Raw genomic sequence first — 13,223 nt, forward strand, 5'->3', positions numbered from 1 at the left:
ATCTCGGAGCTTTTGAGAACTTTTAAATATAGCATATACTGTTTATTTTAAACCTATAGGGATATTCACTATGTTAACAGTTAAGGTAATCATAGGCAGTTTACGAAACGAATCATTTAATAAAAAACTTATTCTCGCGCTAGACAAATTAAATCACCCCAAGCTTCAGTTTAAAATCCTGGATTTGCACCAAATCCCGTTGTATAACCAGGATATTGAATTAAGCCCGCCTCAATCAGTGATTGATCTGAAAAATGAAGTTGCTCATGCCGATGGAATTTTAATAGCCACCCCAGAGTATAATCGCTCCATTCCCGGAGTTTTAAAAAATATCATAGACTGGGGTTCTCGACCCTACGGTAGTAATTCCTGGGCTAATAAACCTGTAGCCATCATCGGTACAAGCCCAGGAGTTATAGGCACTGCAGTCGCTCAATCGCATCTGCGCAGCATTTTGGTTGGAATCGATATGTTCGTCATGGGACAACCTGAAGTCTACCTCATGTATAAAGAAGACTTGATTGATGAACACTATAATATTACCAATGAAAGTACTAAAAATTATTTACAAAAATTCCTTGATACTTTTAGTAACTGGGTGGAATTTCACCACTAAAAACCAGACCACTACTCATTCAAGAAGAAGAACAACTGAAATCTCTTATCTGTACCTTGTTAACTGATGTTCAGTTGTTCCTGAGCCTGTTTCATCATTAAACAACAAACTCATTGAACTGATATAAGACCAGTCCAGGTTAAGCCATATTCTCTCTTTCCTGCTCGAGCCAGGCTAAAAATGCCTCGCGATCTGATTTGGATAAACTTGAAAACTTATTTTTTACCGACTCAATGGGATGTAGTTTTTTCCGTGTCGGTTGAGGCATCGCTTCTTTAAGCTTCATTTTTCCTTGGACTACATTATCATAAGCTTCAGGATCGCTCGCTCTTAATTTCAAAAGTTGACCATCTGCTGATTTGGAACGAGAAGGAAGATAAGTAATCGTATTTTCCTGAGCCAACTCCATACTCATAACATCCTGTTCGGTCAGATCGCGATGTAATTCTCGAATCGGAATTTTCTTTTCTTTTGCTAACATTCTAACACTGGTATCTACTTCACCAAGTACATCCCCCCAATGAGCAGCGTGTTGATTACTTTTGTTCATTGCAGCTCTCAACAGCCACAACAAGTCATTGTTAGTAATACCAAGCCCATCTGGCGACTGACCAAGCGCATACTCGCCAAAATTTTTATACGGATGAGATCTTTTATTCCAAATTTCATGTTCAATAATTTGTGAAATGACGAGAGGCAAATCCTGAAATATCAGTTTACTTGCTGTGTTTATGTACTGATTTGCCATTTCATGTAATTCATCATCGCCTGGATTTGGGTTGTTATCAATCATTCTATCCTCCAATTGTACTGTTAGCTGCATTCTCACTTATCATTGTCGTCTGCATGAATTAATCACTCTACCAGAGCCTCAAGCGCTGTCTATCTGGAATGATCCATTGCAACTCGTCATGCTGCGAACATGCGGTAATGATAGGTGAAGAAGTTAAATGGAGTCCAGAAGATAAATGATCTTTAACACGCTGAATCTGGATCAAAATCTCTAATTCGTATACTCTGTCACCGAATTCAACAGAATCAGGACTTGGGAACAACGCCCACTCAATTCGTTAAAAGGAATTTTTAAATCGGTATTGAGTTTAACTTAACTCCTTCGTTTGAAATTCCTTTTACCTCGACCCAGGGGTCTTTCCTACGTCTTGAAAATTAACAAGGAGAGGTTTAAATGCGCCGTTGTATCAATTTAGTTATTAGCAGTCTCTTGTACTTAATCCTAAGCTCGGCTTTATACGCTCAATTACCTGCTAATTACCAAAATCTGCCTGCAGGGGAAAAACAGGAGTTACTATGGCATGAAATTACCCTGAGCAATGAACTGGATCCTTTGCCCCCACTAAGTGGCAACAGTTTTTCAGAAATACTCGAAAAATTGAATGGCCTATTTAACTTAAAACCTACTTTTGATTACTCCAGTGATGAACTCCCGAAAGGTCGAGTGAAAATTATTCATGCCAACGGTTCAGTAGGTAAAGTCGCTTTTATACCTGCAGCATACCATCCTTTTACAGGCATATATGAAACTGGCGCAATAGGTATTGCCAGGCTGTCTTTAGGAGCGGCACCTTCTGATGACAGTTATGTTCCCGGAATGGCTATTAAATTCCTGGTATCTCAAAATCCCTCTCTAAATTTACAGGTTATGAATCAGCTTGAAGGGCAACAGGGAAATTGGAATTATTTTGCAAAGGAATTTTCCAATCAGATACCCCACCCCACAAGCTGGACTTTAAAAGCAATAGAAAAAATATTTGAATGGGCTCGTGACCCAGCTAATAATCTGCCACTTTGGCATTTGGCTGCCTGGACAAGCGATGGCAGATATAATGGCATTCCAGTTTATCCAGAACGAATTTACTTCAAACCTGCCAGTACAGTACAAAACATCATTCCAGAAACCTCACGTGAAGATTTCAGACTTTCCTTATCAAAAGTACCTTTTGGACCACTATATGAAGTCTACGGTGACTACCAGGGCAAAGAATACCACATAGGCACGTTAATGTTGGAAAGTTCGTTATTGGCATCGGAGTACGGTGATAAAAAATTATTTTTCCAGCACCAGCGTTAATGAGAACAGATAGATCCCGCGCAAAAAGCGCGGGAAGTAGGGGTAATTAGATGAACTATCAACAGACCTTAGTGCCTGGTTTTACTTTTTGTAACACCCATCAACCACCCTATACTGACTTCAAGTTCATCAGCTATTTTTTGCATGGAATAATTATCAAAGGTAATTATCCCATTTAGCAATGCCTCTACTTTAAACCTGGGAAGTTTAAAAAGTTTGGAACATACTTGAACGCGCTCCGTCATTAAAGCAGGTACACCAAGTTCATCCAGTTCATGGTTCAAACGCTCATTAAGTTTCTTGTTTGACATGATAGTCTCCTCTAGGCTTTTTTTTAGTTTAAAACATTAAAGCTTAAGGATTGATTAACAGAATGAACTTTAGCGAGTTAGACACCATCACTGCACTGTCCAAAAACAAGCTAAAGCATCATCTCTGTTCTTTAAACAAACGTCAACTAACACCTAAAAAGAACGGGAGTTATTGAGTATGTAATCTTGGGGACAGATATCGGTCTTTTCCCATTCTTGAGTCAAAATCAATAGCATTAGAAAGTATCGCATCGATTAACTTCGGCATTTCCTCCATCAAATAGATTCTTGCCGCATCGAGTTGATGATTAAACAGAGATTCGCCAACCACTTTACGCAATGGAGTTTCTATTTTAGAACCCCAAGGAGATTCGGGCAATGGGGTATTTAATCGGTGTAAATATGCTTCATAGTATTTAGTAAGCTGGATGGCTCTTCTATAGTAATCATTACTGATTTCCTGTGCTTTTTCCAAACCTGATAATCCAAGCATCCGTGCGCTTTCAATTAATCCAAGAGCTGCCTTATTGACGTCCAGATCTATTTCTCCGGAATGAGCTGTTGCATAAAGCAGACAACATGCTAATAAATACCTGCATTTGGCTTTTAGAGAATTGATAAACACGTCTTTATGAGTGGATTCAACTTCAATTAAAATTTTTTTAAGTTGTTCTATGGCATAATGAGCCACTTCTACAGAGCGATTTTCAAACAATTGTTTCTTTATTTTACTGTATGCCTCAGACAAATCCGCTGGAGTGCCTTTTTGGCTTTCCATAAAAAGGGAATGTTTTAATTTTAACTCTCCGATTGACGGCGTGGAAGAAGCTGCTTGTGATTCAGACGAAATACTGCGAAAATTTAGAACTGAGGTTGATCTTATCATGAAGTTTCCTACACATATGAAAAGGACGAATATTATACAATAAATGCCCTTAAAAAACACATGGTGGTGATAAAAAAATCAAATCAGTATCGGTAAGTGATTAAAAAAATTCAATAATCACCGAAAAAATTAATTCTTAACGTAACGATGCTCCACTACTCCCCCAAATTTATTCACAATGTATTTTGCTCCTACTCATGGACATTTCCTTTCAAGGACCATCAGTTGTCCACCTGTTTATGGAGTGAAATGTCAACCACATTATTTACTGACTTAACCACTCCAGATTAAGGTTCATTACCATTTAATAAGCTCACGCCCAACAAAACTAAAGCTTTTTCATGTAAAGAACTTCCTCTAACAAAGCGCCCCCCTCATAAAATTCCTCCATTTTGGTTGTCCCTGCATTATGAAAGCCCAGAGATTCATAAAACTTTCGTGCTTGATGGTTATCAGATAATACCCAAAGGTATATGGTTTTATAACCAGAAGAGGATAATTCGGATAATGCGGCAAGACATAATTGAGTTCCTAAACCCAAGCGCCAATAATCAGGATGCAAATAAATGGCACTAATTTCACCTTTGCCTCCATCACCATGTGCATCTCTAAAGGCGCAAATACTCGCAAATCCAACAATTTTATGATGCACCTCAATAACTAATACTTTAACGTTCTGTTTTATAAGGTCTGACCATTGTTGCGTTCGCTCTTCAATGGACAGTTCCTGCAATATAGACTCAGGAATGAACTCTTTATACATTTCCTGCCAGGAACGAATATGATTTTCTGCGATTGCTTGTGCGTCTTCTAAAGCAGCCATCCTGATAGCTGGCGCCAGTTTGTTCTTATTCATTTTCAATACTATAAAATTAGAATGACTCAATTTATCATTATTTATTACGATTCATATATTATTTTCTTCACAAAATACTGGGTATCCATGTAATTGCACCATTTTAGTACTGTCAATGAAAACAAAAACGACTTGAAATGGTCTCATTAAAAATAGGTTCATTTTAGTAAGAACCCTATAGAGCCGCGCACAAAGCATAGGAAGCAAGGATAAATAGATAGACTGTTACCTGCCCCTAAAAGAAGTATCACTTATTTGGGTAAAGGTATATATTCCTTGTCATCACCAGGAATCGACCCAAAAGCACCATTACACCAATCTTGTTTCGCTTGTTCAATTCGTTCTTTATTGCTGGATACAAAATTCCACCACAAGTAGCGTGGCTCTTCCAGAGCGGTTCCTCCAAGCACGATGAAACTGGAATTGGAAATAGCAGTGATTTGAATATCAGAACCTGGTTTTAGAATGAGCATTCTATTACTGCCATAATCAGCATCATCGATTCTTATTTCACCGCTTAAAATAAAAATGGCCCGCTCTTCTACAGATCCAGAAATACTCATTTGTCGTGATGCATGAAGCCCACATTCAACAAACAAAGCATCTGAATGAGTCGCCACCGGTGATTTTAAACCCATCCATTCTCCAGCAACTACCCGCATATTGAAGTCTTTTTCATCATAATGAGCAGGGATAACCATTCTGGAATAATGATTAAAAGAAGGAGCCATTTCTTCTTTGCTTAACGGTAAAGCCAACCAACATTGTACACCCCAAAATTGCTGTGGATTATGACGATCCTTTTGCGGAGTTCGTTCCGAATGAGCAATCCCCCGTCCTGCCGTCATCAAATTGACCTCACCCGGAACAATAGCTTGATACGTTCCCAACGTATCTCTGTGTTCAAGTGAACCAGAGAACAAATAAGTCATAGTAGCAAGACCAATATGAGGATGAGGACGAACATCAATACCCTTGCCAGTCAATAGTTCTCCGGGGCCCATTTGATCCCAAAAAATAAAGGGGCCGACTGTCCTTTTTTCTCTGGACGGTAATACTCGCCCTACTTCAAATCCACCTAGATCAACAGTACGAGGAATAATCTCAAGGCTGATATGCTGAGGGCACTTTTTACTCTCGCACACAGGTGTTTTTGTTTTGAAGTAACTCATGATGAAAATCCTTTGGTTAGAGCCTGTTTTGTGGCGACGCGCTTATGATATTAAGTTTATGAATAATTAGGAACATTTGCCAATTTTGAGGTTAATGTACCGCATTACCCTTATATCCCTCACAATGCAGTAATCATTTTGCCGAAGTCATCATCTCTTTCCAAATGTACTTCATAAACTAACACTCACTAGAAATTGATCAAAAAATAACTTGTTAAGCCTATATTTGTGCATTAAAATTAACATTAGAAAACCGCTTTAATCGATAGAGATTACAATGAATGATTATCCTAAAAATAAATCCCATACAACTCCCCCCCCTCCAAAAAAAACATCCCAGTTTAACTCTGACGAATCCGAACAGTTAGCATCAGAACAAACTAAAAAGAATCGCATTGCACAACCCGATTATCCTAAAATCTTGAGTGGAGTTATGCTGATTTTGATTTCTGTTCCATTCGTTGTAGTAACTTCTCCATTAGCCTTTTTGGGTAGTGTATTGGGTTTCCTTAGTGGAGCAATCCAGGGTAAAGAGCTTGGCGCATCAAGCTTGAATGGAGCAAAAATCGGTTCACTGGGCTCTATATCTGCCTTCAATTTTGGCCTGGAATTAACCAGGGCAACTATAGAATCCAACAGCACTACTCAGCTACACTCAAAGTTATCAGAAAACGACGCGAGTGCACCTGCTCAAACCAGTGATAAGGATATTACTATCAATCTTCAAGAGAAAGCGGACTCAACCCTGTCCACCAACCCAGGAGACACTAAAAATCAGGATGTTTCTCTGAAGCCACAAAAGAAAACCAACTCAACCACGTCAACTCAACCTGGAGTCACTAAAGGTCAGGATGTCTTTTTTGCAAAATCCCAAACAAAACCCCAATCGAAGCCATTTAAATTTTCAAAGTCACATGATTTTAATAGCCCTGAAGACGTCTTAACATTTACAGAAACCATAAATCAGTTAATATCTCAGGATGAAGCAAAGGCTGAACCCCCAAAAGAGGGCTCTACACCCAAAGTCAAAGAACCTTATATCGTCAAATTGATTGAAGTAATTAAAAATCCCAAATTATCAGGCGATGAGTTTTGGGACAGACTGGGTCAAATGAGCGACAAAGACATTCAGTTACTTGTCGGAAGACTCAGCTCGGTCAAAGGAAAAGGAGCTCACAGCCTGACGGAGCTGGATTCTCTGTGGCGACAATTTAGTGGTTTTGAATTTGAGCCATCCAAAAGAGAGTATAAAAAGAACAAATTTACAGTAGTTCTTGAATCGCTCTCTGATGCTCAATTAACTGCATCGCTTGCTTCCCCTGATTTTTTAAAACTGCTCAATATAGACACCTACATTGAAGCTGCGGCAAACACCTTGAACCGAAATCAATTCGCATTATTTGCTTCGAACAGTAAAAATCATGATGCGCTAAATTACATGATTAAAAAATTGCAACCAGATCCTTATTTGCTAGGGAAACTGGTTTCTATTCTGCCTCATGCTACAGTAACTATAAAAACAGCGTTAATCGATCAGATTACTCATTTAGCCCATCCTGCTTCTTTTAAAATTGAACTGGCCAAATTGGCCGAACATTTTATTGCCATTAATACCAAGAAAAATATCAAACAAACAGCGCCATCCTCAAGTACCAAGGAGAGCAAACCTCAAGCATCCAAATGGGCAACAGTAAACGCTTCAATAGCCCCAGTCTATGCATCTTCCAAACCTGTGATTAAAACGGATTGGACCGATGAGGCTTTTGCCGCATTCATTCAGGAACTGGATGCAACAACGTATATTATAAATGAACTAAAACTCATGGGTGACTTGAATGCATTGCCCGACAATCGAATTATAATGATTACTGAGCGAGCGGCTTTACCCGAGTTTAAAAATTTGCTCACTCATTTTTGGCGGATCGAAGCGAAACCGTTGAATCATAAGTCAGACATTGAGAACAGAGAACACCGTCTGAGCCTCATGTTGCACAAAATATCAGAAGATCAGCTCATGCAGTCCATCAAAGAAAATAAATTTTGGGAGATTTTTAGAAACATCCAGGAACCTTATTGCAAAATGGCCGCTGCAGAATTAAGCCCAAGGCAATTTGAACTCATAATAGCAAATGCGCCTATCGAGCGACATGCTGATTTTGCTGTAATTCTCACCCAGCTACCCAAAGACAGTCCCGATGAAAAAGCGCGATTTCACCAAATAGTAGAAGCAATACTTCCACACACTACTCCTTGGTTTGCTTTAGCACTCGAGCGGCAAATAAAAAGCTTAATCGCCGGTGATAAACATTTATTTGAGCGTTTTAGTGCTGAATTAAAACATAACCTGACTGCATCATTAGAACGTCCTGAAGTAAAATTCAGCTATCAAATCGATACTACTTTAAACAAAGCGGCAATTTCTCAACTCTTGATTGAATCCCCCGAGCCTCATAGTACGCCCCCTCGTTTAACCTCCTAAAGTGTGATGACAATTCGTTTTCAACGTCCCGCGCATCAACTCGGGATCCCAAGTTTTAACGCAGCCATAGGCTAAAAGACAGGGGCAAGCTGCTTCAGGTAAGCGTTTGTTAGCAATTGAAGTAGCCAATTGCCCAAAGGCCTTGGCTCTGTACATGACAAAAAACTGTCTTGCCCGCACAGGCGGGCAACCATTCATCAAAATAAACCGATTCCATAGAGCCAGTGGGGATTATTTTTCTCTACGTTTAAACTCTCTTTCAACTCGATGATACATTCCATATCACCTCCTTTTGGCGTTCAAGGTGATATGATTTTTAGTGTATGTCAACGAGTTATATCAAATTACTGCCGTGCCAAATGCCAAATAGTTGCCCGCCTGTGCGGGCAAGACAGTTTTTTTGTCATGTACAGAGAGCCCTGGTAAAAATTATTTTTCATTAGATAGGTTTCCCATATACTATGTATGTTGAATAACACTATGAATTACGTTCAGGACTAATATGGATTGGAATCCCGAAAATTATACCAAGGGAAACTACTTTCAAAATGAAACCAGTGAAGCGTTTCGAAAAAGCTTCCCGGTGCAGCCATTTGGGAGAATTTTGGATGTCGGCTGTGGCGATGGACAATACACCCGTTTTCTGGCAGATCATGTAAAAAATGGACATGTCATTGGAATAGACAGTTCAGCAGAAATGATCAAGCATGCGAATCAGCATTGGGCCAATAAAACGCTCAGTTTTAAACTGCACAATATTGAAGAGTATCAACCAACTGCCCCATTTGATTTCATCCTTTCATTTTGGTGTTTGCATTGGACTGACATCAGCTTATCTTTTCCCAATATGTTTCATTCCTTGGCTGAGGGCGGCAGAATATATGCTTTGTTTTCCTCTTTTTCCAGCAACAGCATTTATCAAACGTGTTATGAATTAGCCAGACAGCATCGCTATGATTTTTTAACAGAACGCTACATTAATTCCAGTAATGAATATCAATATTATTTTTATCGTGTTCTCAATACCCTGTTGCAACTCCCTTTCAAACAATTGAAACTGAACCTAAAGACGACTCATGTGTACTTTCCTGATATCAGTTATTTTAAAAATTTATTATTAACCATGCCTTTCATCAAAACATTTCCACCTGATGAAGTTAACGATATCATTGAAGATCTGTTAGAAGTGTTCCAGGAACATTGTCATCGTAAATATGGGGGCAAATTATATTATGAAACCCGCCCCATATATTTAGAAGCAATTAAATAACCATGCGGGGGATAGAATGGATTTTAAAATAGTAAATCATCCCGAGTTAAACATCCCCATCATCACGCCCTCTCTTGCCGCGCCCCTTAATACCCCTGAAACCTTAATTCAGCTCATTCATCAGCATCGAGTGGAATTTTTAAAGCTGCTTGCAGAATACGGTGCTCTTTTATTTAGAGGTTTTGCCTGTCAGGATGTGGATCACTTTTCACAGGCTATCAAAGCATGCAATTTGGGTGACCGTTGCAGTACTAAAGATTATGAAATCGCAAGAACAATATTGGCCAATGAAATTTATACTTCGAGCGATCTCCCAGCCCATATATTTTTACCTCTTCATCATGAAAAGCCCAGAACCAAAAACCCGCCCAGCCATATCTACTTTTGTTGCAATACCCCAGCACGTGAAGGTGGTGCGACGCTTTTTGGAAATGCGGGAGCCATTTGGCACGATATGCCAGAGGAGATACAGCAAAAAATCATGAACCATGGCATAGTCTACAAGCAATTTTTCCATGGCAAATCCATCAGACAATACCTGATAAAATCAATGTTAAATGCCAGCAGTGCTCGAACCTGGATGGACTATTTTGGAACAGTAAAAAAAAAACAGATTGAAGAGCGTCTAAACATCGAGGGACTGCAATGGGAATGGGTCAAAGGAGGCACTGATTTAATTGTCCTGAATTTTTTACCTGGAGCAGTGACTCATCCAGTGACCCATCAAACGCTGTGGTTTAATTCAGCAGGATATTTAAATTATTATTCCAATTTACTCTACGGTGAATTAAAGGCATTACCGACATACTCCTACCTCGTGAACCGATATCTCATCGCTAAAGACATGTTACCCATAGTTTGCCATTACGGTAATAATACCCCATTCTCTTCTGCAGAAATCCTCCAAATTAATCAAGTGATTGACCAACATACCTACCCAATCTATTGGCACGCAGGAGACTTCATGATCGTTGATAACTTTGCCTTTATGCATGGAAAAGAAGCCCACTCAGGCGAGCGATTAGTGTATGGATGTATGACCCAAGCTTATTCTTGATTTTTTAAAACGACTGCAAGTGGCATCATAAATGATTGTCTATTTCTGAGCCAATATCAAAGTACAATCATAAAGAGGCTGCTGTTTTGAAGTATTAGGTATAATAATTGTGAAGCCTATTTCCTTCAACATCGCATGGTATTCCTCTGGAGTTTTCATTATATCTACTGCAAATGCATCAAAAAAAATATAGCGATATTCTGCAACAAGGCACGCAGGATCAGCCTCATCCTTAAAAAATTCGCAAACAGCAACCATGCCTTTTTCAGGTAATGCCTGATAAGCCATTCGTAACAATTTTCTGCATATTGATTCATCCCAATCAAACAATACCCGGGAAAATAAAATCAAATCATATCCGGAGGGAAATGAATCTTCGTCAATAAAATTTCCTTCTAATACAGCTACTGTTCCACTTAACCCCTTGGCCTCAATCGTGTTTCTGGCCAACTCGGCTGCAAGAGGCACATTATATACTGTAGCTTGTAAGTGAGGATAAGTGTTTACAATCGAACAGGCCATGGTTCCATCGCCGCCCCCAACATCCAGAAGTTGCGTCACCCTGCTAAAATCAATGTGATTTAATATACAACGAAGAGGCTGATCTGCTGTATAAGTCATCCATTCCTCAACCGACTTAACTTGCGCTTCGGTTTTGGGAGGCCAGAAAACCTGTTTTCTTATGGAGCCAAAACGTAATGCGTCTGTTAAATTCTCATCAGCAATCTCGCTCCAGGAAGCAAAGAACATAGTCATCCAATACTTACTGTCTCCTTGCAACAAAGCAATAAATTCATCAGGCAACTGATAGGCTACCTGCCCATCCTCTGTGGTTATTTTCACTAAAAAGTGCTCATCAGCAAGAAGATGGAGCCATTTAAGCGCTCTATTGGGCATTAATCCTAATTGCTCAATAATGTCTCGTTCCAAAACACAATTCTGGTGTTCAAACAATGAGAACAGGTTGAGGCTGAACATGGCCTCTATCAATTTAAGTTGTGCGCCTTGGGCAATCAGGGAGAAATAATTATTATAAAAGTCAGTATTGTATTTTTTGGACGCTACTGAAGATGAGCTATGTTCCGAATACGTATGCTTATCGTCTTTGGAAAACCATTTTTTTAACCATGAAATCATCATATAGAAAAGCCCGATAGAATGAACGCGTGTTATTTTTGAGCCAATATCAATGATGTATATATAAACCCAACTTTAGGTTCCGTATTGGGTATGACAACAGTAAACCCTATATCTTCTAGCATAGCGCGATAAGAGGCTGCGGTTTTCATCACATGCGGGGCAAAATCATCATGAAATATGTATCGGTATTCAGAAGAGAGGCATCGTGCATGATTCTCCTCCTTATAAAACTCGCAAATACCTACCAGACCATGTTCAGGTAAACATTGATAAGCCATGCGTAATAATTTTCTATCGACTTGCTCATTCCAATCAAACAACACACGAGTAAATAACACCAGATCAAACCCTAATGGAAATGCATCTTCTTTGATAAAATCTCCCTGATATACGCTGACTCTATGACTTAATCCCTGCTTTTCGATATTTTGTCTCGCCAGTTCTGCCGCCTTGGGAAGATTGTAGACTGTGACCTTAAGGTGAGGATGAGCTCGAGCAAATTCGCAGGCCATGGTTCCATCCCCTCCTCCTACATCCAATACATTGCTCACTCTACTAAAATCGATTTGCTCCAATATATTCTGTATAGGTTGTTCTGCTGTTTTTGCCATCCAGTTTTCAAGCCAAAGGGCTTCTTCATCCGTTTTGGGCGGCCAGGATACGGGGACTTTAACCTGGCCATAGCGAAGTACATCGGTTAAATTTTCTTCCGCTCCAACTCTCCATGTGCCAAAAAAGAACCGAATAGCCCACCATCTGTCGCTGCGCATCATTTCAACAAACTCTTCGGGTAGTCTATAGGCGGGCTGATAATCTCTGGTCGTTGTTTTAATTAAAAAATGCTCCGAACTGAGCAGATGAAGCCACTTCTTCGCTCGAATTGGCATTAAATGTAATTGTTCAATAATGTCCTGCTCTGCAACACAGTCTTGTTGTTCAAACAAGGAAAATAAATCGAGATTAAACATCGCCTCAACCAGCTTTAAACGAGCGCCACTGGCAATCAGGGTGAAATAATTCGCATAAAAAGCGGCATTAGGTCGAGGTTGTACAGATGAAGACACCGGTTGTTTAATAATGTCCTGGGTTTTTCCATTTTTAAACCATGCGTTGAGCCAAGACTTTATCATTTATTCATTCAAAAATAGTGTGATAATTCAGGATATTAAAAAACATCCCGCTTCGCAATCCCAACCTTAAAAAGTGTTTGAAAACATCCTGGGGATTGTGGGGCTTGTTTTAAATTTACTTGAGAGTGTGGTAATTGATTAGCAACCCTCATGGTTTATAAAAATCCACAATAACTTAATACAACATCTAACCTTTATAGAAAAAAACACTCCTCTA

12 protein-coding genes are annotated in these 13,223 nt (G+C 39.4%); 5 read left to right on the forward strand and 7 right to left on the reverse strand.

From position 1 onward, the window contains the following. The first annotated feature begins 70 nt into the window (after positions 1–70). The gene (locus ELY21_RS12755; protein WP_127110032.1) at positions 71–616 is read left to right on the forward strand and encodes an NADPH-dependent FMN reductase; all 546 of its coding nucleotides are present in this window, start codon (positions 71–73) and stop codon (positions 614–616) included. A 139-nt stretch (positions 617–755) separates the two neighbouring features. Here ELY21_RS12755 and ELY21_RS12760 read toward each other — a convergent pair whose 3' ends face one another. Continuing rightward, positions 756–1,409, reverse strand: a complete 654-nt coding sequence (locus ELY21_RS12760; protein ID WP_233588713.1) for a hypothetical protein — start codon at positions 1,407–1,409, stop codon at positions 756–758. A gap of 393 nt (positions 1,410–1,802) precedes the next feature. On the opposite strand from ELY21_RS12760, the gene ELY21_RS12765 reads away from it, so the two are divergent. Further along, entirely contained in the window at positions 1,803–2,705 is a 903-nt protein-coding gene (locus ELY21_RS12765; protein ID WP_127110036.1) for a hypothetical protein, read from the forward strand. 68 nt (positions 2,706–2,773) lie between these two features. On the opposite strand, the gene ELY21_RS12770 is transcribed toward ELY21_RS12765, so the two are convergent. The 4 genes from ELY21_RS12770 to ELY21_RS12785 form a co-directional block, all read right to left on the reverse strand. Further along, a complete protein-coding gene (locus ELY21_RS12770) occupies positions 2,774–3,016 on the reverse strand; it encodes a hypothetical protein (RefSeq protein ID WP_028384983.1) in 243 nt (80 codons plus the stop codon). A 169-nt stretch (positions 3,017–3,185) separates the two neighbouring features. Beyond that, positions 3,186–3,902, reverse strand: coding sequence for a hypothetical protein (locus ELY21_RS12775; RefSeq protein WP_127110038.1), 717 nt, complete (start codon positions 3,900–3,902; stop codon positions 3,186–3,188). A gap of 328 nt (positions 3,903–4,230) precedes the next feature. Next, on the reverse strand, positions 4,231–4,758 hold the full coding sequence (locus ELY21_RS12780; protein WP_127110040.1) for a GNAT family N-acetyltransferase: 528 nt from the start codon (positions 4,756–4,758) through the stop codon (positions 4,231–4,233). Between the two features lie 251 nt (positions 4,759–5,009). Then, complete coding sequence (locus ELY21_RS12785; RefSeq protein WP_127110042.1) at positions 5,010–5,930, reverse strand: pirin family protein; 921 nt, start codon at positions 5,928–5,930, stop codon at positions 5,010–5,012. A gap of 277 nt (positions 5,931–6,207) precedes the next feature. On the opposite strand from ELY21_RS12785, the gene ELY21_RS12790 reads away from it, so the two are divergent. From ELY21_RS12790 to ELY21_RS12800, 3 genes are all read left to right on the forward strand, one after another. Further along, complete coding sequence (locus ELY21_RS12790) at positions 6,208–8,409, forward strand: hypothetical protein (RefSeq protein WP_127110044.1); 2,202 nt, start codon at positions 6,208–6,210, stop codon at positions 8,407–8,409. A gap of 502 nt (positions 8,410–8,911) precedes the next feature. Continuing rightward, complete coding sequence (locus ELY21_RS12795; protein ID WP_127110046.1) at positions 8,912–9,679, forward strand: trans-aconitate 2-methyltransferase; 768 nt, start codon at positions 8,912–8,914, stop codon at positions 9,677–9,679. Positions 9,680–9,695: 16 nt separating this feature from the next. Next, entirely contained in the window at positions 9,696–10,736 is a 1,041-nt protein-coding gene (locus tag ELY21_RS12800) for a TauD/TfdA family dioxygenase (protein ID WP_127110048.1), read from the forward strand. A 39-nt stretch (positions 10,737–10,775) separates the two neighbouring features. On the opposite strand, the gene ELY21_RS12805 is transcribed toward ELY21_RS12800, so the two are convergent. Together ELY21_RS12805 and ELY21_RS12810 are read right to left on the reverse strand one after the other, a co-directional pair. Then, positions 10,776–11,876 carry a methyltransferase gene (locus ELY21_RS12805; protein WP_127110050.1) on the reverse strand — a complete coding sequence of 367 codons (1,101 nt, stop codon included), beginning with the start codon at positions 11,874–11,876 and terminating at the stop codon, positions 10,776–10,778. Positions 11,877–11,905: 29 nt separating this feature from the next. Next, positions 11,906–13,006 carry a methyltransferase gene (locus ELY21_RS12810; protein ID WP_127110052.1) on the reverse strand — a complete coding sequence of 367 codons (1,101 nt, stop codon included), beginning with the start codon at positions 13,004–13,006 and terminating at the stop codon, positions 11,906–11,908. Positions 13,007–13,223: the final 217 nt, after the last annotated feature.

Source organism: Legionella sp. km535, from assembly GCF_003990085.1.
GTDB classification, from domain to species: Bacteria; Pseudomonadota; Gammaproteobacteria; order Legionellales; family Legionellaceae; genus Legionella; species Legionella moravica.